The sequence below is a fragment of the Burkholderia sp. WSM2230 genome (assembly GCF_000472445.1).
GTDB lineage: Bacteria > Pseudomonadota > Gammaproteobacteria > Burkholderiales > Burkholderiaceae > Paraburkholderia.
This window is the reverse complement of sequence record NZ_AXAJ01000003.1, coordinates 216925-238637: the sequence shown is the minus strand read 5'-3', so window position 1 is coordinate 238637 and position 21713 is coordinate 216925. Positions and strand designations below refer to the sequence as shown.

General features: G+C 63.5%; 16 protein-coding genes. 7 read left to right on the top strand and 9 right to left on the bottom strand.

What is annotated here, in order from left to right:
• Positions 1-25: 25 nt before the first annotated feature.
• The 3 genes from A3AC_RS0109425 to A3AC_RS0109415 all read right to left on the bottom strand — a co-directional run bounded on the left by A3AC_RS0109425 (position 26) and on the right by A3AC_RS0109415 (position 1287).
• Entirely contained in the window at positions 26-469 is a 444-nt protein-coding gene (locus A3AC_RS0109425) for a TadE/TadG family type IV pilus assembly protein (RefSeq protein WP_025598540.1), read from the bottom strand.
• Positions 466-936 carry a prepilin peptidase gene (locus A3AC_RS0109420; RefSeq protein ID WP_084515429.1) on the bottom strand — a complete coding sequence of 157 codons (471 nt, stop codon included), beginning with the start codon at positions 934-936 and terminating at the stop codon, positions 466-468. The genes A3AC_RS0109425 and A3AC_RS0109420 overlap by 4 nt, the downstream gene beginning before the upstream one ends.
• 174 nt (positions 937-1110) lie before the next feature.
• Positions 1111-1287 carry a Flp family type IVb pilin gene (locus tag A3AC_RS0109415; RefSeq protein WP_025598538.1) on the bottom strand — a complete coding sequence of 59 codons (177 nt, stop codon included), beginning with the start codon at positions 1285-1287 and terminating at the stop codon, positions 1111-1113.
• 648 nt (positions 1288-1935) lie between these two features.
• Between A3AC_RS0109415 and A3AC_RS0109410 the strand changes: the two genes are divergently transcribed.
• From A3AC_RS0109410 to A3AC_RS0109395, 4 genes are all read left to right on the top strand, one after another.
• Positions 1936-3441, top strand: a complete 1506-nt coding sequence (locus A3AC_RS0109410) for a collagen-like triple helix repeat-containing protein (RefSeq protein WP_025598537.1) — start codon at positions 1936-1938, stop codon at positions 3439-3441.
• Positions 3442-3705: 264 nt separating this feature from the next.
• A complete protein-coding gene (locus A3AC_RS0109405; RefSeq protein ID WP_025598536.1) occupies positions 3706-5088 on the top strand; it encodes a collagen-like triple helix repeat-containing protein in 1383 nt (460 codons plus the stop codon).
• 295 nt (positions 5089-5383) lie between these two features.
• Positions 5384-7090 (top strand): ShlB/FhaC/HecB family hemolysin secretion/activation protein, encoded by a 1707-nt coding sequence (locus A3AC_RS0109400; RefSeq protein WP_025598535.1) that lies wholly within the window; start codon positions 5384-5386, stop codon positions 7088-7090.
• A 271-nt stretch (positions 7091-7361) separates the two neighbouring features.
• Positions 7362-7847 carry a DUF2147 domain-containing protein gene (locus A3AC_RS0109395; RefSeq protein ID WP_025598534.1) on the top strand — a complete coding sequence of 162 codons (486 nt, stop codon included), beginning with the start codon at positions 7362-7364 and terminating at the stop codon, positions 7845-7847.
• 98 nt (positions 7848-7945) lie between these two features.
• On the opposite strand, the gene A3AC_RS0109390 is transcribed toward A3AC_RS0109395, so the two are convergent.
• The 6 genes from A3AC_RS0109390 to typA form a co-directional block, all read right to left on the bottom strand.
• Positions 7946-8401 (bottom strand): transposase, encoded by a 456-nt coding sequence (locus A3AC_RS0109390; RefSeq protein ID WP_025598533.1) that lies wholly within the window; start codon positions 8399-8401, stop codon positions 7946-7948.
• A gap of 178 nt (positions 8402-8579) precedes the next feature.
• Positions 8580-9677: a cell division protein ZapE gene (gene zapE / locus A3AC_RS0109385; RefSeq protein WP_025598532.1), complete on the bottom strand. Its 1098-nt coding sequence runs from the start codon at positions 9675-9677 to the stop codon at positions 8580-8582.
• 91 nt (positions 9678-9768) lie between these two features.
• Positions 9769-11199, bottom strand: a complete 1431-nt coding sequence (gene lpdA / locus A3AC_RS0109380; RefSeq protein ID WP_025598530.1) for a dihydrolipoyl dehydrogenase — start codon at positions 11197-11199, stop codon at positions 9769-9771.
• A gap of 152 nt (positions 11200-11351) precedes the next feature.
• Positions 11352-12635 (bottom strand): 2-oxoglutarate dehydrogenase complex dihydrolipoyllysine-residue succinyltransferase, encoded by a 1284-nt coding sequence (gene odhB / locus A3AC_RS0109375; protein ID WP_025598529.1) that lies wholly within the window; start codon positions 12633-12635, stop codon positions 11352-11354.
• Positions 12636-12780: 145 nt separating this feature from the next.
• Positions 12781-15642: a 2-oxoglutarate dehydrogenase E1 component gene (locus tag A3AC_RS0109370; protein ID WP_025598528.1), complete on the bottom strand. Its 2862-nt coding sequence runs from the start codon at positions 15640-15642 to the stop codon at positions 12781-12783.
• Between the two features lie 422 nt (positions 15643-16064).
• A complete protein-coding gene (gene typA, locus A3AC_RS0109365; RefSeq protein ID WP_013588059.1) occupies positions 16065-17891 on the bottom strand; it encodes a translational GTPase TypA in 1827 nt (608 codons plus the stop codon).
• A 357-nt stretch (positions 17892-18248) separates the two neighbouring features.
• Here typA and A3AC_RS0109360 point away from each other — a divergent pair, with 357 nt between their 5' ends.
• The 3 genes from A3AC_RS0109360 (at position 18249) to A3AC_RS0109350 (ending at position 21693) form a co-directional block, all read left to right on the top strand.
• Positions 18249-18764, top strand: coding sequence for a MarR family winged helix-turn-helix transcriptional regulator (locus A3AC_RS0109360; RefSeq protein ID WP_025598527.1), 516 nt, complete (start codon positions 18249-18251; stop codon positions 18762-18764).
• 49 nt (positions 18765-18813) lie between these two features.
• Complete coding sequence (locus A3AC_RS0109355) at positions 18814-20346, top strand: efflux transporter outer membrane subunit (RefSeq protein ID WP_025598526.1); 1533 nt, start codon at positions 18814-18816, stop codon at positions 20344-20346.
• Positions 20347-20436: 90 nt separating this feature from the next.
• Positions 20437-21693: an EmrA/EmrK family multidrug efflux transporter periplasmic adaptor subunit gene (locus tag A3AC_RS0109350; RefSeq protein WP_025598525.1), complete on the top strand. Its 1257-nt coding sequence runs from the start codon at positions 20437-20439 to the stop codon at positions 21691-21693.
• The last annotated feature ends 20 nt before the right edge of the window (positions 21694-21713 follow it).

Here is a 21713-nt window from a genome sequence, read left to right as displayed (position 1 = left end):
GACATGGCGAGAGCGTGTGCGGAGATCAAAGTATGTTCACCGGATTGAGTTGCACCGTGGCGGTACTGGTCAGATTGGCGGGCAGCACGAGTCCGAGCAGCGGCAGGTTCGGAATCAGCGGATGCGCCGCGTAGTCGTAGGTCAGAGTCACTGCAATGCAGGTCATGGCGGGTTGATAGCTGCACGCGGCGGGCACGGTCTGGCAGGCGGCGGTGCTGATCATCTGCGCGACCATGCTGGTTGCCGTGGTGCACGCGGCGGCGGCGCGCAGGTTGATTGCGGCGGCGACGTCGTTCGCCTTCTGGTAGTTGAGCGCGGCGCGCGCGCCCTCCTCGCTGGCCAGCGTGAGGCTCTGCTGCGCGACGAAGATCAGACTGAAGGTCACGATCGCATAGAACACGCAGAAGAAAAGCGGGAACACGAGCGCGAATTCGATTGCAGTGGCGCCGCGTTGTGAGCGCATGGTCATCGGGCGCCTCCGGCAAGGACCTGGGCGGCGAGCCACACCATCAACGGCACGGTGAGACACGCGGCAAACGGCGTAGCGCGCCGGCCTGCCAGTTCGAAGGTCGGCGCGCGGCGTCTCCACAACGCGGCCACGCGTGTGCGCGCCGCGGCGAGCACCCACAGCGCGTGCAGCCCGGCGACGACGCTCGCCACTGCCCACAAGCCCGGCAGCGCATGCATGCCGCACCACGCGCCGAGCACCGCGAATACCTTGACGTCCGCGGCGCCCATCACGCCCAGCGCGAAGAACGGCAATAGCGCGACGAGGCCGACAGCCGCACCGGCCGCCGCCTGAGCCGCGGATACACCGAAGGGGCAAATGTCAAATAAAGCGCACAAAAATGCGGCTATCAAACCAATAACGACAAGTGCATTGGAAATATGCCGGCTGCGGCAATCGCTAATAGCGATACACGCACACCAGACCATGAATAAGAGAAGTGCGACCGATGCTTGCATAGCAGATCTGACGGGCGCATAAATCCACCCGGATTGCAATCGCAATCCGGGTGCGCCTATCACGCAAGACCCCGCCAGCAAATAAAAGCCTGGGGCGCTAAATTAATAACGCCTTACGCCGTGCCGGCCGGGACCCACATTGCATTATTTGCTGATGGCAGGCAAAAGCCCGGCGACCGTCTGAAATGCAGTATTGAGCTGTGTTCCCAGCCCCTGCACGGTCGAGCCAATAACAACGACGATCAGGCCCGCGATCAGGCCATATTCCAGTGCGGTAACGCCCCGGTTATCTCTCAGGAAGCTTGTGGCGAACTTTTTCATTCTTACCCTCGATCTTCGATTTATTCGACTTTCTAATGCCGCCCGGCTCGGAAGTGCTACGCGCCCCGCACCGTTGGTCTCTCGTTCCCGGCGCGACCTGTCGCGTCGTAGCGGCTCCGGTTGCGGCCGTCCTCAATGAAACGGATGTGTATGAGATGTCTGTTCGATAACCCACCTCCCTCGTGATTCCGCGCAACTCTGGCGTTTTTATAGCCGAACAATCTTATTTGAGCAATTGTGCTTTGCCCGCGGACCTGTGTGCGCGAGTTCTTCTCATGCACATAGATTAACGGCTGTTCGTGCGTTGCAGCACATAGTATTAACCATAACTTTGAATCGATGCACTAATTATTTTTTCAAGTGCCCGCGTTTGATGCGGCGAGTCCGCTGGGCGCGCCCGCGTTACGGAGGATTCCGTAACGGCGTATGCGGCCCGTTACGTTACGCAGTCATCGGCAATGCGCCGAGGCGCTCGCTTTTTTGACAATTCCTGATTTAGCGCGCACTTCATCAAATCCTGCAATGCCTTATTCGACAAGGCGTTACGGCACGCACTCGAAAATCCCCGTTATTGATCAGCGGAAATGGCATGGGTCCTGCAGAGATAGCCGCGGCAGCACCACACAACACATGCGATGCGAGGGCGACATGAATATTCAAACGATCAACACCAACAACATCCACACCACGCGCACGGGCAAGACGGCCAGCCTCGCGCTGCGCACCACGCTGATCGCGGCCGGCGTGGCAGCGCTGCTTTCGCTCGGCGCCTGCGGAGGCTCCGGCAGCCTCAGCTCGGGCACCGGCAGCAAGGGCAGCGGTTCGGCAGGCGGCACGTTGTCGACGGCAAGCGGCAGCGGCTCGATGGGCTCGGCCGGTTCGGGCAGCAATTCCAATACGGACACCAACACGAATACCAACCCGGACACGCACACGGACCCCGGCACCGATCCCGCCACGACGCCGGTGGCCAATGCGATCGGCACGGTGGTGGGCAACACGGGTGGCGTGATCGGCGACGTGGGCTCGACTGTCGCGGGCGTCGGCACGGTGATCGGCTCGCAGACGCTGCCTGGCGTCAGCACGCAAACCACTCAGGCCGCGGGCGGCATCGTGCAGGAAGTCGGGGCGGCGGTCTCGACGCTCGGTAGCGGCGTTACGCAAGGCCTCGGCCAGCTCGGCACTGGCGGCAATGCGATCGGCACCACCGTGTCGAGCCTTGGGGGTGTGGTCGGACATGTGGGAGGTGCGGTGACGGACACAGGCAGCCTCGTGACCAGCCTCGGCAGCGGGCCGCTCGCTCCGTTGTCGGCGATCACGACGCCGCTCGGCGGCGCAGTCACGACTCTCGGCGGCGCGGTGGTGAACGGGGGCAGCATGCTCGGCACGGCTCTTTCGACCGGCCCGGTCCAGCAAGTCACGCAAACACTCAGCACCGCGATCACGCCGATCACGTCGATGGTTGCATCGACCACGCAGACAGTCGGCACTACGACGGGGCTCGGTGTGCCGGTCAACACACTCCTGTCGACGCTCGGCGGTGGACTCGCGCAGGCCGGGACGCTGCTCGCAACGACCGGTGGCAATCCCGCCACGACCGGGCTTGGACGCACTGTGACGGACACCGGCACCACTCTGGCCTCCGTCGGCGGACTGGTGACGGGCGGCACGGGCGGCAATCCGCTCGCGCCGCTAACGAGCGCGCTCGGCGGCCTCACAGGTGCAACGGCCAGCGGACCGCTTGCGCCGGTTACCGGTGTGCTAGCTGGACTTACCGGCGGCACCAGCAGCGGGCCGCTCGCTCCGGTGACCGGCGCGCTTGGCGGCTTGACCGGCGCCGTCGGCGGTGCGTCGGGTGGTACGAGCCCGCTTGCGCCCGTCACCGCTGCGCTGTCGAGTGTGACGAGCGGGCTCAGCGGCGCTGCCGGCGGCAGCAGCAGCCCGCTTGCCCCTGTCGCGGGCGTGCTCTCGACGGTGACCGGCGCGCTCGCCGGCGTCACGGCGACGACAGCAGCGGCAACCTCGGGCGCGATGAGCACGGCGCCTACAGGCGTGTCGCTTACGGCCAGTTCGGGCAATGGCACGACCAGTAATCCGCTCGCGCCGGTGACGTCGCTGGTCGGCGGCCTGCTCGGCGGATTGTCGAAGAAGTAGGCGCGGCCGCGCACGCCGGGAAACACGCAACGAGGCACGCGCCGCGCGACGCTTCACGCGATGGTCCGAAGACGACGCACATCCAGACGCACTTCGACGCTATCCCGGTGCGCGACCCCGACAGCGGCGTTCAATTCGGGCCTTCAGGCCTGGTTTGAATGCTGCGTTCTGATAGGTCCACGAACACGGCGCGCCGCCGCATCACAAAAGAGACGGCGCGCTCCAGCAGCAAACACGATTGCCAGAAGGCATTGAGGAGCACACATGTCCACACCCCGCCTGTTGAACCGCCATCCCGCCGCGACGGCCTTCTTGTCGCTGCGCACGCCGTTGATCGCCGTGGCCGTCGCCGGCCTGCTCGCCGCGTGCGGCGGCAGCACTGTCAGCTCGCCGCCGACATCGAGTACCGGCAGCGGCAGCGGCTCCGGATCGACCGGCAACGGCGGCACCACGACCACCACCACCGGCACCTCGGGCGCCGTCACGGGCGCCGCGAAGACGACCAACGACTTAGGCGCGGTGATCGCCGCGCAGACCATTCCCGGCTTGAGCCCGCAAGTCACGCAAGGTCTCGGCGACGCGGTGTCGGGCACGAGCAGCACGCTCAACTCGCTCGCCAATGCGGTCAGCAGCGGCGTCGGTCAGATCGGGACGACGCAGAACCCCGTCGGCACCACGGTCGCGGGCGTCGGCTCGGTGGTGAGCTCGACGAGCGGCGTCGTGCAAGGCCTGAGCACCGCTGTAGACGGCTTGGGCAGCGGCAATCTGGCGCCGCTGTCGCCGGTCACGAAGCCGTTGGCCGGAGCGCTGTCGACCACCGCCAGCGCGCTCAACGCGGGTGGCGCGACGCTCGGCAATACGCTCGGCTCGGCCCCGGTTCAACAGCTTACGCAGCCGCTCAGCACCGCGATCACGCCGATCGTCGTCACAGCGGGTCTCGTCACTCAGGCTGTCGGCACGCAGACCGGCCTCGGCGCGCCGGTCGGCGGTCTGCTGGCGCAGCTTGGCGGCGCGCTCGGCTCCGCCGGCTCGCAGGTGGGCTCGGCAAGCGGCAACCCGCTTGGCGCCGATGCCGGTGCGCTGATCGGCTCGCTCGGCAACACGGTGACGAACGCGGGCGGCCTCGTCAATCCGAACGGCCCGAACGGCGTGCTGCCGATTCCAGGGCTGATCACCAGCCTCGTCGGCAGCACGAATTTCAGCATTGCCGACGGACCACCTTCGAACAGCAGCCCGTTCGGCCCGCTGCAAAGCACGCTGGCCAGTCTCGGGCTCGGCGGCAATCCGCTCGGCTCGGTGTCGACGCTGCTCGGCGGCACGCCTCTCGCCGGTGTCGGCTCCGGCGTGAGCGGCACACCGCTCGGGTCGCTGACCTCGGCGCTCGGCGGTACGGGCAGTGGCGCGAGCCCGCTTTCGTCGCTGCAGTCTGTGACCGGAGCGCTGTCCGGCGGTGCAGGCGGTACAGCGGGCGGCTCGGGCGGCGCTCAGGCGCTCGGGCCTGTGACCGCGCTCGTTGGGCAACTGACGGGCACGTTGAGCGGCGCCGCCGGCTCGAGTGCCTCCACCAGTTCGACGAGTGCCTCCAGCAATCCGACGGGCGGGCTTACCACACTACTGGGCGGCCTTGTGCCGGTGAGTCGTAAGTAGTCCGCATAGACGGTATTGACGCGACGCGCATCGCATCGCTTGAGACGACCTCACCGTTTTGAGCTGTGCCCTCGCGCGATGCTGCGTGTTGCGCGGCATCCTCCGGGTAGACAGCGCGGCGCGGCGCGTGCGCCCTCTTTCGCACCGCATTCAAGCTTCGCGCACCAGATGACGTAATACTGGCGGGACGGCATCATCCGTCCGGCCATACATAAATCGGGCGCCGTCCGGCGGCAAGGCCATGCCGCGCAACGACAGACGCTCGCAGAACAAAACGGCATACGAGGACAATCCGATGAAACTCGGGTACGGCAGCACCTGGACGTTCATGCTTGCGGCGCTCGCCACGAGCGCAATGCCAGCGCCGGCACACGCGCAATCGCGTCCGGCCGCGGTGGCCGGCGGCAATCCACTGGATTCGCTGCCGCAGATCAAGGCGCCGGACAAAGGCCCGAACGTGACGGTGCAGGTCGCACCACAAGCGCCTCAACTCCAGCAACTGCTAGCGCGTCATCTCACGCCGACGCGCGTGCAGGTCGAAGGCGTCAAGTCCATCCCCTTCGACGAGGTCGCGCAGCGCTTCACGCCGCTCGTCGGCAAGGACACGACCATCGGCGATCTGATCGAGGTGGCCAACGGCGTGACGAAACTCTACCAGGAGCGCGGCTTCGCCCTCTCGTTTGCATTCATCCCGGCACAGACATTCGAGGACGGCGTCGTGCGCGTGACGGTGGTGGAAGGCTACGTGTCTGCCGTCAAGGTGACCGGCAAGGCCGGTGCAGTGGAAGACAAAATCCGCGCGATCGCCGATCACATCACCGCGGACCGGCCGCTGCGGCGCGCGACCTTCGAGCGTTATATCAACGTGCTCGGACTATTGCCCGGCGTGAAAGTCGCCGCGAACGTTCCGCCGCCGCAGAACACGGATGGCGCGACCACGCTGGAGCTCAACGTGGACCGCAAGCCTTTCGATGTCAGTACGGGCATCGACTTCAATCATCCCGGCGTGCAAGGCTTGCTGAGCGCGACCGAGAACGGCCTCACTGCGCTCGGCGAACAACTGAGCGTATCGGCGCTGCTGCCGAAAGGTCGCGACAACGTAACCTACCTGGCCGCGCATGCGACGGTCCCCATCGGCAGCAATGGCCTCATTTCGAAGCTCGATGCGTCGCACTATCGCGGCAATCCGGTCAACAATCCGGGCTTGCCGTCGTATATCGAGCGCACGGTGATCAACGACAAGATTGGCGGCTCGCTGGCCTATCCGATTCTCTTGAGCAATACGCAGAGCGTGATCGGCACGGCGTCGATTTATGCATCGCATGACGAGGACCGCTATCACAATCAACAGACGGGCGCGCAGATCGGCCTGCGTTCGCAAGTGCGCGTGATGCAGTTGCAAGCCGACTACACGAGCGTGCAAACCGGCCAGGTGCGCCGCGCGAGCTTCAATGTGGCGAAGGCCTTCGACATTCTGGGCGCGTCGAAGGCCGGCGATTCGAACTTGCCCGGCACGAGCGTCAACAATCCGGCTTCGATCAACTTCGTCCGCACCGGTGCCAGCTTTTCGCAAACCAACGAGTGGCCCTTCAAGATCGGCACAGCCATCTCGCTGACGGGACAGTACAGCGCCGTCTCGCTGCCGACCTCCGAGCAGATTGCCTTCGGCGCCCAGCGCTTCGCGCAGGGCTATCAGCCGGGCGAAGCGTCCGGCGATTCGGGCTGGGGCGCGATGTTCGAGATCAACCGCGCGTTCACGCCGGGCTTCACGTATCTGCGCACATTCACGCCGTACATTTCGTTCGATATGGCGCGCGTCTATCTGCATGCGGGAACGCCGGCGCCGTCGCGGCTAGCGTCGATTGCGTTCGGCTTTCGCATCAGCGACGCGAAGTATTACAGCCTCGATCTGTCGGTGGCAAAGGCGGTTGGCGATGCTCCGGTCGAAAGCGCGTCGCGCAGTCCGCGTATCAATGCCACGTTTTCCTATCAGTTGAACTGAGCTGCGCCAGGCAGGCTGCGCTGCCGCAAGGTGCCGCAGGGTGCCGCAGCCGATTAGAGGTTCCACTATCAAACCGAGCGCGCACTTTCCCGTGTACTTCACGTATTCTGCATCGATCACGCGGCCACGCCAGAGCCGCGAACCGGACCCGGTGTGCGGGGCGTCAGGAGACCTCAAGGCATCACGCGACATCGCAAGGCGAACGCCTCACGCGATGCCAATAACGCTGCGCGACCATGATCGCGCCGTCTTTTGTTCAAGGAGGAAGACAATGATGCAATTCACTCAGCACGCCCGCACTCTCGCGCTTCGTACAGCGAAACATGCCGCGCTTGCCGGCGTGCTGCTCGCGAGCGCCGTCACCGCGATGGCGCAGGCCGACACCCCGGTAGGCACCTGGCAGACCATCGACGATCATACCGGTCAGCCCAAGGCGCTCGTGCAGATCGCACAGGACGGCAATGGCACGCTGAGCGGCAAGGTGATCAAGGGGCTCGGCCCGAACGACCAGCCGGACCGCCGCTGTACCGCCTGCACCGACGCGCGCAAGGACCAGCCGATTCTCGGCATGACGATCATCAACGACATGAAGAAGGACGGCGATGCCTGGGATCACGGGCAGATTCTCGACCCGGAAAACGGCAAGCTCTACAAGTGCAAGATGCACCTTGAAGACGGCGGGAACAAACTGGTCGTGCGTGGATATATTGGAGTGTCGCTGCTGGGACGCTCGCAAACGTGGGTTCGTCAACAATAGGCACGCGCGCGGGCAGCACTCGCTCGACTAAAAAAGAAACGGCCGACGATAGAATCGTTCGGCCGTTTTTTCTACTCGATGTTGCGTGATTCGAATCGTCATGCAGCGTGTTTGAAAGGCGACGTGAAAACAAACGGAGACGACGACAAAGGCTTGGCCGGTGGCGGGCTATAAACCGCGGGGGCCGCAGGAGCCGGCGCCTTCTCTGCGGCCACCACGGGTTTGGATTCCGCGGCCGGATGCGTGCGCATGCGGGCTTCCATCATTGCGCAGAGCTCCTCGCTCGCGGCGCCGAATAGTTGCTCCATCACGCGTTTGAGCACACCGGATTCGTACCACGCCTTGAAGCGGCGATGACAGGTTTGATACGACGGGTATTTGCGCGGCATGGCGGACCAGGTGGCGCCGCTGTACATCACCCACAATACGCCGTTGAGCACCGACCGCGTGTTGGCCAGCGGGCGGCCGCGCAATTCAGAACGCGGGCGCAATTCGGGCAGCAACGGCGCGATGCGTTGCCACTCTTCGTCGTTGATGTCGCGATAGGGGTTCATGGTTTCTCCTTTGTCAGATACCCGACAAAGATAGCCAGTCACCCACAGCCAAAACATCGGAGCAATCCGAATCCTGAAAATACGCCTTTCGGCCTAGTCCGCTAGGCGCAGGCGCAGCGACCTATCGCAAAAGCGCCGCCGGCGGTCTTTTTCGGAGTCCGCCGACGAGCCACGCTCCTCAGGTGAGCGACGTATCGACGATCCGGCGCGGCGCATCGAGATACTCCTTGCTCTGCATCTCGACGATGCGCGACACCGTGCGCGTGAATTCGTTGGCCATCGGGCCGTCCACATAGAGTTGCTCGGGCGGCACCGCGGCGGACATGAGCAGCTTCACCTTGTGGTCGTAAAACACGTCGATCAACCACGTGAAGCGGCGCGCCTCCGACGCCATGCGCGCCGACATCTGCGGCACCGCGGACAGAATCACCGCGTGGAAACGGCTCGCGAGTTCGAGATAATCGTTCTGGGAACGCGGGCCGCCGCACAATGTCGCGAAATCGAACCAGACAACGCCGTCGGCCTTGCGCAGCGCTTTCAACTCGCGCTTTTCGATGTGCAGGATGGGGCTTTCGTCAGGCACGGCGGCGAGACGCGCGAACGCGTCGCGCAGCGCCTTGTCGGCGGCCGCGCCGAGCGGCGTGTGATAGACCTCGACCTGCGCCAGCGTGCGTTGCCGGTAGTCGATGCCCGCGTCCACGTTGATCACGTCGAGCTTCTCCTTGATCAGCTCGATGGCAGGCAGCATGCGGTCGCGGTGCAGGCCGTCCGGGTACAGCGTGTCCGGGTCGTAGTTGGACGTCATCACGAACTGCACGCCGTTTTCGAACAGCTTGTCGAGCAGGCGGTACAGGATCATCGCGTCGGCAATATCGGATACGTGGAATTCGTCGAAACAGATCAGCCGGTAACGCTTCGCCACGCGGCGCGCGAGTTCGTCGAGCGGGTCGGCCTGGCCTTTCAGCTCTTCCAGTTCACGATGCACCTCGCGCATGAACTCGTGGAAATGCAGCCGTGTTTTGCGCTGCACCGGCACGATCATGTAGAAGCTGTCCATCAGGAAGCTTTTGCCGCGCCCCACGCCGCCCCACATGTAGACGCCGCGCGGCTGGTCGGGGTGATTGATAAGCTTCTTGAACGCGTTCGAGCGGCGCGCCTTGTACTCGACCCACTCCTCGTAGCACCGCTGCAGACGGTCGACCGCCGCGCGTTGCGCCGGGTCGGATTGATAACCCCGCGTCTGCAGTTCTTTTTCGTAGTATTCGGTGACGTTCATTGTGTTGCTGCAAAAAGAAAGGCGGGAGGGAATAAACCCGCCCGCCTTGTGATGCCGAATTGCCAGTGCGTTCAGTCAGGCGTGCGCGCAGTTACATGTTGAGCGCGCGCTTGTCCACGGCGAGTGCCGCTTCACGCATGACTTCCGACAGCGACGGGTGCGGATGGCAAATACGGCCGATGTCTTCCGACGCCGCCTTGAATTCCATTGCCACCACGGCTTCCGCGATCAGGTCCGAAGCGTTTGCCGCGATGATGTGCACGCCGAGCAGTTCGTCGGTCTTCGCGTCGGCAATCATCTTGACGAAACCATCCGCCTTGTTGATGCCGAGTGCGCGGCCATTAGCCATGAACGGGAACTGGCCGGTCTTGACCTCGCGGCCTTCCGCCTTCAGTTGCTGCTCGGTCTTGCCGACCCATGCGATTTCCGGCTCAGTGTAGATTACCCACGGAATGCAGTTGTAGTCGATATGCGGCTTCTGACCGTCGATAATTTCGGCAACCAGCACGCCTTCGTCTTCGGCCTTGTGCGCAAGCATCGGGCCGCGCACCACGTCGCCGATCGCGTACACGTTTGGCACGGCGGTCGCGCAATGATCATCCACGTCGATGAAGCCGCGTTCGTTCGCCTTCAAACCAATCGCTTCGAGACCCAGGTTGTCCGTGTTCGGCACGCGGCCGATCGACACGATCAGGCGATCCGCTTCGAGCTTCTGCGCGTTGCCGTCTTTGTCCGTGTAGTTGATGGTGACGCTGTTGTCCGTGGTCGTCACTTCGCCGACCTTCACGCCAACGTGGATGTCGAGGCCCTGCTTCTTGAACTGCTTGGCCGCTTCTTTCGAAAGTGCCTGGTCAGCCGCGCCGAGGAATTCCGGCAGCGCTTCGAGCACGGTCACTTCCGCGCCCAGACGGCGCCACACCGACCCGAGTTCCAGACCGATCACGCCCGCGCCGATCACGGCGAGCTTCTTCGGTGCCGTGTCGAAAGCGAGCGCGCCTTCGTTGTCGGCGACGATCTTGTTGTCGACCGGAATGTTCGGCAGATGACGCGCCTTCGAACCCGTGGCGATGATCACGTTCTTCGCCGTGACGACTTCAGTTTCGCCCTCGCCGCTCACTTCGATCTGCACGCCGGCGTCCGTCTTGCCGGTGAACTTGCCGTGACCTTTGAGCCACGTGATCTTGTTCTTGCGGAACAGGAATTCGATACCCTTCGTCATCTTTTCGACGATGCCGTCCTTGCGGGCCATCATCTTCGAAATGTCGACCTTCACGTTCTCCACGGAAATGCCGTGGTCGGCGAGGTGATGCGACGCGTTTTCAAACTCTTCCGACGACGCGAGCAGCGCCTTCGACGGAATGCAACCCACGTTCAGGCAGGTGCCGCCGAGCTTCAGCGCGCCGGCCGGATTCTTCCATTTTTCGATACATGCGACGGTCTTGCCGAGCTGCGCTGCGCGAATCGCGGCGATATAACCGCCAGGGCCCGCGCCGATCACGACGACGTCAAATTCTTTGGACATGACAATCCTTTTTGATGACGGAACGGCGCGGCCACGCTTCGTGGCGCGTCTCGTTCTATGTACTGCGGAATGCAAAAGACGTGAAACTTGCCTGAGATCTGCAAGTGGCGCCGGCTTGCGTTTTTGCAAGCCGGCGCGGGCCGGACCGGTGATTACAGGTCGAGCAGCAGACGCGCCGGATCTTCCAGCGCGTCTTTCATGGCGACGAGCGACAGCACGGCTTCGCGGCCGTCGATGATCCGGTGGTCGTACGAGAGCGCCAGATAGTTCATCGGGCGGATCACGATCTGGCCGTTTTCGACCACGGCGCGTTCCTTCGTGGCGTGCACGCCGAGAATCGCGGACTGCGGCGGGTTGATGATCGGCGTCGACAGCATCGAGCCGAACACGCCGCCATTCGAGATCGAGAACGTACCACCCGTCATTTCTTCGATGGACAGCTTGCCGTCCTTGGCCTTCTGACCGAACTCGGCGATCTTCTTCTCGATCTCGGCGAGGCTCAGCTGATCCGCATTGCGCAGGATCGGCACCACCAGACCGCGCGGCGAACCGACAGCGATACCGATGTCGAAGTAGCCGTGATAGACGATGTCGTTACCGTCGATGGACGCGTTCACGAGCGGGAACTTCTTCAGCGCGTGCACAGCCGCCTTCACGAAGAACGACATGAAGCCGAGCTTCACGCCATGTTCCTTTTCGAATTTGTCCTTGTACTTGTTGCGCAGGTCCATGACCGGAGCCATGTTCACTTCGTTGAACGTGGTCAGGATGGCGTTGGTCTGCTGCGACTCGAGCAGACGCTCGGCGATACGCGCGCGCAGACGCGACATCGGCACGCGTTGTTCCGGGCGGTCCTTCAGCCATTGGTCGGCCGATGCGGGCGCCTTGACGTCCGGCAGCGAAGGCTTCGCGGCCTTCGGCGCGGCAGCCGGTGCGGGCGCAGCGGTCTTCGCGGCGGGCGCGCCGGCGGTCAGCACGTCGCCCTTGGTGATGCGGCCGTCGCGGCCCGTGCCGGCGACGTCGCCAGCGGCCAAGCCCTTCTCCGCCATCAGCTTGCCGGCAGCCGGCGAAGCAGCGGTGTTCGCAGCCGTTGCGGATGCGGCTTGTGCGGCCGGCGCAGTAGCCGGTGCCGGCGCCGGAGCGGCGACAGGCGCGGGCTTCACTTCGGCTTCGACAGCGGCGGCGCCTGCGGTGCCTTCGGTGTCGATCTTGGCGATCACCTGATCAGCCGTGACGGTGTCGCCGTCGTTCGCGATGACTTGCGCGAGCACGCCGGCCGAGGGTGCCGGCACTTCGAGCACGACCTTGTCGGTCTCGATTTCGATGAGAATTTCGTCTTGAGCGACAGCCTCGCCGGGCTTCTTCTTCCACTGCAGCATGGTGGCTTCCGAGACCGACTCGGACAGCTGGGGAACCTTGACTTCAACAATAGCCATTATGAATATCCTGAATACGTATCGGGTGACGGCGCGGTGAACGACGACCGCCTGCGAACCCTGCGTGCCGCACTTCAACTCGAAGAAGGGTTAAACAACGCGGCACGGGAAAGCGCACTGCGCTTTCCCGGTTCGTCTCATCTCTTTATTTAGCGATCGACGCGCTCTTGAGGCGGCCGAAAGCGCCTTCGACCAGCGCCTTCTGCTGCTCGTAGTGCTTCGCGTAGTAGCCCACTGCCGGCGAAGCCGAAGCCGGACGGCCGCTGTACGCCAGCTTCTGTCCTTCCTTCATGCCTTCCTTCAGATGATGCTCGATGTAGAACCACGGGCCCTGGTTCTGCGGCTCGTCCTGCACCCACACCACTTCCGTCGCGTTGTCGTATTTCTTCATTTCCGTTTCGAACTGCTTGTGCGCGAACGGATACAGCTGTTCGATACGGATGATGGCGACGTCGTTCGACTTCGCTTCGCGGCGATGCGCGACGAGGTCGTAGTACACGCGGCCCGAGCACACCAGCACGCGCTTGACCTTCTTCGCGTCGATGCTTTCGTCCACTTCGCCGAGCACCGGCTGGAACGAACCCTTCGCCAGTTCCGACAGATCCGACACCGCTTCCTTGTGACGCAGCAGCGATTTCGGCGTAGCGACGATCAGCGGCTTGCGGAACAGGCGGATCATCTGACGGCGCAGCAGGTGGAAAATCTGCGCCGGCGTGGTCGGCTGAACGACCTGCATGTTGTGGTCTGCGCACAGTTGCAGGAAACGCTCGATACGCGCCGACGAGTGCTCCGGACCCTGGCCTTCGTAGCCGTGCGGGAGCAGCATGGTCAGGCCGGACACGCGGCCCCACTTCACTTCGCCCGACGAGATGAACTGGTCGATCACGACTTGCGCGCCGTTCACGAAGTCGCCGAACTGCGCTTCCCACGCGACGAACGTGTTCGGTTCAGCGGTCGAGTAGCCGTATTCGAAGCCAAGCACTGCTTCTTCCGACAGCACGGAGTCGATCACCGTGAACTTCGCCTGACCTTCGGCGATGTTCTGCAGCGGCACATATGTGCCGTCGTTCCAGCGCTCGCGGTTCTGATCGTGCAGCACCGCGTGACGGTGTGTGAACGTGCCGCGGCCCGAGTCCTGACCGGTCAGACGCACGGCATAGCCGGATGCGACCAGCGACGCGAACGCGAGATGCTCGCCCATGCCCCAGTCGAGCTTCGCTTCGCCGCGGCCCATGGCGCGACGGTCGTTGATCACGCGCTCGACGAGCGGGTGAACCTTGAAGTTTTCCGGGATCGTGGTGATGCGCTCGGCAAGGCGCTTCAGTTCCGCCAGCGGCACGGCCGTGTCGGCTGCGTCGGTCCACTTGCGGTTCAGGAACGGCACCCAGTCCACCGCGTACTTGCTCTTGTAGTTCGAGAGCACCGGGTCGACCGTGTGATGGCCTTCGTCCATGGCCTTGCGGTACGCCTTGACGTACTCGTCCGCGTCTTCAGCCGTGATCACGCCTTGCTGCACCAGCTTTTCCGCATACAGCGCGCGTGTGCCGGGGTGCTTGGCGATGGTCTTGTACATCAGCGGCTGCGTGACAGCCGGCGTGTCCTGCTCGTTGTGACCGAGCTTACGGAAGCAGACGATGTCGACCACGACGTCCTTGTGGAACTGCATCCGGAAGTCGATAGCCAGTTGCGTGGCCAGAACGACAGCCTCGGGGTCGTCGCCGTTCACGTGCAGCACCGGCGCCTCGATCATCTTGACGACGTCCGAGCAGTACAACGTGGAGCGGGAGTCGCGCGGGTCCGACGTCGTGAAACCGATCTGGTTGTTGATGACGATATGCAGCGTGCCGTGCGTGCCGTAACCGCGCGTTTGCGCGAGGTTCAGCGTTTCCATCACGACGCCCTGGCCGGCAAAAGCCGCGTCGCCGTGAATCTGCACCGGCAACACCTGCTGGCCGTTCTCGTCGCCGCGGCGATCCATACGCGCCTTCGCCGAACCTTCGACCACCGGGTTGACGATTTCGAGGTGCGACGGGTTGAACGCGAGCGACAGGTGAACCGGGCCGCCTTCGGTCGAGACGTCCGACGAGAAGCCCTTGTGGTACTTGACGTCGCCGGCCGGCAGGTCGTCGACGTGCTTGCCTTCGAATTCGGCGAACAGGTCAGCCGGCATTTTGCCGAGCGTATTGACCAGCACGTTCAGACGGCCACGGTGAGCCATGCCGATGACGATTTCCTGCACGCCGCGTGCGCCGCCGTGACGCACGACTTCGTCCATCGACGCAATGAAGCTTTCGCCGCCTTCCAGCGAGAAGCGCTTCTGGCCGACGTACTTGGTATGCAGGAAGCGCTCGAGGCCCTCAGCGGCCGTCAGGCGATTCAGGATGTGCTTTTTCTTCTCGTTCGAGAAGTTCGGCGTGGAGCGGATCGATTCCAGCTTTTCCTTCCACCAGCGCTTCTGTTCCGGGTCGCTGATGTACATGTACTCGGCGCCGATCGTGCCGCAGTACGTGTCGCGCAACGCCTTCACGATCTCGCGCAGCGATGCCTTTTCGAATCCGAAATACAGATTCGTGGCGCTGTACTCCTGGTCCATGTCGGCTTCGGTGAAGTCGTAGAACGCAGGTTCGAGTTCGGGAATAGCGGGACGTTCGCGGCGCTTCAGAGGATCGAGATTGGCCCATTGCGAGCCGAGGAAGCGATATGCGCCGATGAGGGACTGCACATAGACTTGCTTTCGCGCGGTAGCGAGGTCTTCGCCGCCGGTTGCGGTGCGCGGGATGAAGGCATTGGCCTTGGCCCGTTGCGCAAACGATTCGACGATCGGGCCGTGGGCCACGTCGTTGGCATTGCTGCCGTCCGATGCAGGAACGTTCTGCAACGCGTCGAAATAGCTGCGCCAGTTCTCGGGCACTGACGCCGGGTTGTCGAGATATGCTTCGTACATTTCTTCTACGTACGGAGCATTGCCGCCGAACAGATAAGAGTTCGACTGGAATTGCTTCATCATTTTTACGCTCACCTTTCTTCGAGTTTCTCGAGAAATAGCGGGTTACAGAACCTTCCGCGACACGGCCTGACCGTTTAGCGGATTGCGCGAATCAAGTCTTGCTTGGAAGGACCTAAAACTTGCACCCGGGGAGCATATCACAGAACGGATAGTCCAGATAGCAGACGAATTGCCGCCCAAGCCCGCAGCGACAGGCTTTCGCGACGATTGTCGTAATACGCAACAGTCTTCTGCGATTAACGGGAACAAACGTGCATAAACCGGCAGCGAACCCTCGCCAAATGCCGATAACGTTATGCGCATGCGCGAAAATAAAAAAGCCACCCGAAGGTGGCTTCTGGTGGCCTCAGGTGGCCTCAGGTGGCTTCACATGACTTCCGGCGAACAGCGACAGCAAAGACGCCGCAGCCGGCGCGCGCTACTTAGTCCACCGCGCCCTTGCGGCTCGCGGCACGGCGCTCGTGCTCTTTCAGATAACGCTTGCGCAGACGAATGGATTGCGGCGTGACTTCGACGAGCTCGTCGTCGTCGATGAATTCGACCGCGTATTCCAGCGACAACTGCACAGGCGGCACGAGGCGCACGGCTTCGTCGGTGCCCGAGGCGCGCACGTTGGTGAGCTGCTTGCCCTTGATGGGGTTCACGACGAGATCGTTGTCGCGGCTGTGAATGCCGATAATCATGCCTTCATACAGCGCGTCGCCCGGCGAGACGAACATACGGCCGCGATCCTGCAACTTCCACAGCGCGTAAGCGACTGCTGCGCCGTCGTCCTGCGAGATCAGCACGCCGTTGCGGCGCTCGCCGACCGCGCCTTCCTTGACCGGCTGATACGAGTCGAACGTATGGCTCATCAGGCCCGTACCGCGCGTGAGCGTGAGGAATTCCGACTGGAAGCCGATCAGGCCGCGCGCCGAAATGCGGTATTCGAGGCGCGTGCGGCCCCGGCCGTCCGACGCCATGTCGAGCATTTCGCCCTTGCGGCGGCCGAGTTCTTCCATCACGCCGCCCTGGTGTGCGTCTTCCATGTCGACGGTGAGGTTTTCGTACGGCTCGTGCTTCACGCCGTCGATTTCCTGCATCACCACGCGCGGACGCGACACGGCCAGCTCGTAGCCTTCGCGACGCATGTTCTCGACCAGAATGGTGAGGTGCAGCTCGCCGCGGCCTGCCACTTCGAAGGTCGTTTCGTCGCCCGTGTCTTTCACGCGCAGCGCGACGTTGTGGTTCAGTTCCTTCATCAGGCGGTCACGAATCTGACGGCTCGTGACGAACTTGCCTTCGCGGCCGGCGAGCGGCGACGAATTGACGAGGAAGTTCATGGTCAGCGTCGGTTCGTCGACGGTGATCATGGGCAACGCTTCCGGCTGTTCCGGCGAGCAGATGGTCACGCCAATGCCGATTTCCTCGATACCGTTGATCAGCACGATGTCGCCGGCTTCAGCCGAGTCGACCTGCACGCGCTCGAGGCCCTTGAACGACAGCACCTGGTTGATCTTGCGGTTCAGGATCGCGCCGTCCGGACCCGAACGCACGGCGACGGCCATGCCCGGCTTGATGCGGCCGCGCGTGATACGGCCCACGCCGATACGGCCGACATACGACGAGTAGTCGAGCGAGGTGATCTGCAATTGCAGCGGACCTTCGGGGTCGGCCGCGCGCACCGGCACGTGCTTGAGCACAGCCTCGAAGAGCGGACGCATGTCGCCTTCGCGCACGTCGGGCGTGAGGCCCGCGTAGCCGTTCAGGCCCGACGCGTAGACGATCGGGAAGTCGAGCTGTTCGTCGGTCGCGCCGAGCTTGTCGAACAGGTCGAACGTCTGGTTGATCACCCAGTCCACGCGCGCGCCCGGACGGTCGACCTTGTTGACCACGACGATCGGCTTCAGCCCGAGCGCGAGCGCCTTCTTGGTGACGAAGCGGGTTTGCGGCATCGGGCCTTCGACAGCGTCGACGAGCAGCAGCACGGAGTCGACCATGGACAGCACGCGCTCCACTTCGCCGCCGAAGTCCGCGTGACCCGGGGTGTCGACGATGTTGATGTGCGTGCCTTCGTATTCGACCGCGCAGTTCTTCGAAAGGATCGTGATGCCGCGTTCTTTTTCGATGTCGTTCGAGTCCATCACGCGCTCGGCAACCTGCTGGTTGTCGCGGAACGTGGCGGTCTGGCGAAGAAGCTGGTCGACGAGCGTGGTCTTGCCGTGGTCGACGTGGGCAATGATGGCGATGTTGCGTAGGGCGCGGGTCATAGGAACCTGGAGACAGTTGAGTGCGCCGCTTGCTCATGCCGCTTACCCATGCCGCTCACCCTTCTACCAGAGCAATACGAGGACAAATTTACGACAAGCCCAAAGCGCACTTTTGGGAACCCAACATTATAGCACTGAACAGTGACGCTTTCTGGTATTCCCCGATAGCGAACGCCCTCCCGCATCGCCATCAGCGCGACAAAGCTGACAGCCAGCGTCCGCGAGGCCTACGTGAAAACGCGCCGATTCCTCCTTGAGCGCGGAATATTCCTTGCCTAAGCTGTAATAACGCTTGCCGCGTCAATCATCCAACTCTTATAATCGTGCCTAGTCAACCATTGCATTCGCACGAGAATCATGACGGAGCCGTCCTCAACACCCGCGCCGGAGATCAGCGAGTACCAGCTTGGCGAAAGCGTCGGCTACCTGCTCTCGCGCGTGAAATCCACCATGTCGAACCTGGTCACCCAGCGCAGCATGGCGGAACTCGGCATCACCAGCCAGCAGGGCAGCATCCTGTTCATGGTGGCGAGCGGCAAATGCCTGCTGGCTGCTGAACTGGCGCGCGAATACGGCATCGACGCAAGCGCCGTCACGCGTCTGATCGACCGGCTGGAAAAGCGTGGCCTGCTTACGCGCGTGCGCAGCAATGAGGACCGGCGCGCCGTGCGGCTCGCGCTCACGCCGGAAGGCCACGCAATAGCGGCAAAAATGCCGAAGATTTTCATGAGCGTGCTAGACAGCCTGCTCGCCGGCTTCACGCCGGAGGAAGTGGGTTTTCTGAAAAGCATGCTCCGGCGGGTGTTGATCAATTCAGGCGAATGCACGGCCCTCACCCGTGATTCGGCAAGTAATTTCGACGGCAAGTCCTGACAAATTGCTTGCAGCGTCCATCATTACATTCCACTCAAAGAGTCGAGCGATGAAATCCCTTTCCCTGTCCGCGCCCGCGCTTTCCGGCCGGGCCGCTGTCGCCGCCGCGGTGGCAGCGCTCGCCCTCGCGGGGTGCGCGAACTACTTCGGCGTCAAGAGCGACAAGCAGATCTCGTCGCCGGCGCAGTACGAGTCCACGCAAAGTCTGGCGGGTCAGGCCGGCCAGTGGCCGTCGCTCGACTGGGCCAACCAGTTCGGCGATCCGCAACTGCCGAAGCTGATTGCCGAAGCGCTGGAAGGCAACCCGTCGATCGCGCAGGCGCAGGCGCGCCTCGCGAAAGCGTCGTCCTATATTGAAAGCTCGCGCTCGGCGCTCTACCCGAAAGTCAACGGCAGCTATTCCTGGACGCGCGAGCTCTTTTCCGGCAACGCGCTCTACCCGCCCCCGTATGGCGGCACATGGTATAGCGAGAACAACGTGCTCGCGAGCGCCTCGTGGGATCTCGACCTGTGGGGCAAGAACCGTCAGCGCTTAGGTCAGGCCGTGTCGCAGGAAAAGGCGGCTGAGGCGGACATGCAACAGGCGCGCGTGACACTCGCGGCGTCGGTGGCGAGCACCTACAACCAGCTCGCGCAGTTGTACGCGTTGCGCGACATCGCCGCGCGCGAGATCGAGAACCGCCAGGAGATTGGCCGCATCACGAACGGCCGCGTCGCCGCCGGTCTCGACACCAACGTCGAACGCCAGACCGCGACCGGCAATATCGCGACGAGCCAGTCGAACCTGACCGACCTCGACGGTCAGATCACCGTGGTGCGCTATCAGTTAGGTGCGCTGCTCGGCAAGGGTCCGGACCGCGGCCTGCAGATCGCGCAGCCGGCGCTGGGCGTGGGCGGCGCAGTGGCGCTGCCCGACAATCTGCCCGCCGACCTCGTCGCGCGCCGCGCCGATATCGTGGCTGCCCGCTGGCAGGTCGAAGCGGCCATGCACGACGTGAAGGAAGCAAAGGCCGAGTTTTTCCCCGATGTGAACCTCGCGGCGGGCTTCGGCTTCGACGCATTCGGCTGGGGCCGCTTTCTTAAGGCGGGCAGCCGCCAGATGCAGTTCGGTCCGGCGATCCATCTGCCGATCTTCGACGCCGGCGCCCTGCGCTCGCAATTGAAGGGCCGTTACGCCGACTTCGACCTCGACGTCGCAAATTACAACCAGACGCTGATCAATGCCTTGTCGGACGTGGCGACGCAAGTCTCGTCGATCCGCTCGATTGATCAGCAATCGGGCGACGCCCAGCGCGCGCTCGACGCCTCCACGAAGGCTTACCAGCTCGCCGTGATCCGCTACAAGGCGGGTCTGTCGCCGCAATTGCAGGTGCTGACCGCCGACCAGAACCGCCTCGCAGCCGAACAGAGTGTCACCACCCTGAAGATGCGCCGCCGCGATCTGCAGATCGGCCTTGTCAAGGCGCTCGGCGGCGGTTTCGACGCGACCCAGACGGGCCTCGTGGTGCCGGCTGACGAACGGTCCGCGGCGCCGGCCGCCGCGGCCAGTGCGGCACCGGCGGCGACCACGGCAGCAAAGTGAGCGGCGTGAAGCGCAACGGCACTGACTGCAACCCAGCACGCACGAACATTTGAATAAACGACGACGTTTGAGAGAACCCGGAGCACATCAATGAGCACCCCCCAGCAGCCTGCGGCTACGAACCAACCGGCACAGCCGAACAAGCCGGCACAACCGGCCAACAACGGCAGACGCAAGCGCATGATGACGCTGCTCGTCATCGTGATCCTCATCGCGGCCATCGCCTATGGCCTGTACTACTTCCTCGTGGCGCGCTTTCACGAAGACACCGACGACGCCTACGTGAACGGCAACGTCGTGCAGATCACGCCGCAGGTCACCGGCACGGTCGTCGCGGTCAACGCCGACGACACCCAGACCGTCAAGGCCGGCGACCCGCTCGTCGTGCTGGACCCGGCCGACGCCCGCGTCGCGCTCGAACAGGCGGAAGCGAATCTCGCGCAGACGGTGCGCCAGGTGCGCGGCCTCTTCGCCGACGACAATCAGTACCAGGCCCAGGTCGCGCAGCGCCAGGCCGATCTGTCGCGCGCGCAGGACGACCTGAAGCGCCGCCTGACGGTGGCGCAGACCGGAGCCGTGTCGCAGGAAGAAATCTCGCACGCCCGCGACGCCGTGAAGAGCGCGCAGGCCGCAGTGGAAGCCGCCCAGCAGCAACTCGCGTCGAACCGCGCGCTGACGGCGAACACCACCATCGCGAACCACCCGAACGTGCAGTCCGCAGCAGCGAAAGTCCGCGACGCGTATCTGAACAATGCGCGCAACACGCTCCCCGCGCCCGTTACCGGCTACGTCGCGAAGCGCTCGGTGCAGGTCGGCCAGCGCGTGTCGCCGGGCACCCCGCTGATGGCGATCGTGCCGCTTGGCGGAGTGTGGGTCGACGCCAACTTCAAGGAAGTCCAGCTCAAGCACATGCGCATCGGCCAGCCGGTCGAGCTGACGGCCGACGTCTACGGCTCGTCGGTGGTCTATCACGGCACGGTGGTCGGTTTCTCGGCGGGCACGGGTTCGGCGTTCTCGCTGTTGCCGGCACAGAATGCGACCGGCAACTGGATCAAGGTGGTGCAGCGCCTGCCGGTGCGGATCGCGCTCGATCCGCAGGAACTCGAGAAGCATCCGCTGCGTATCGGTCTCTCGATGCAAGCCGACGTCAGCATCAAGGACGAAAACGGCGGCAAGCTGGGCGAGGCGCAGAACACCGTGTACCAGACGAACGTGTTCGCGAAGTACGGCGACCAGGCCGATGCCGAAATCGCCCGCATCATCGCGGAAAACGCAGGTCCGAACGCCGGCACGCAAAAAGCCGCGCAGTCTGGCACCAGCAAGCCCGCAGCTGCCAAGCTGATGTAAGCCACGCGGCGACTCACACA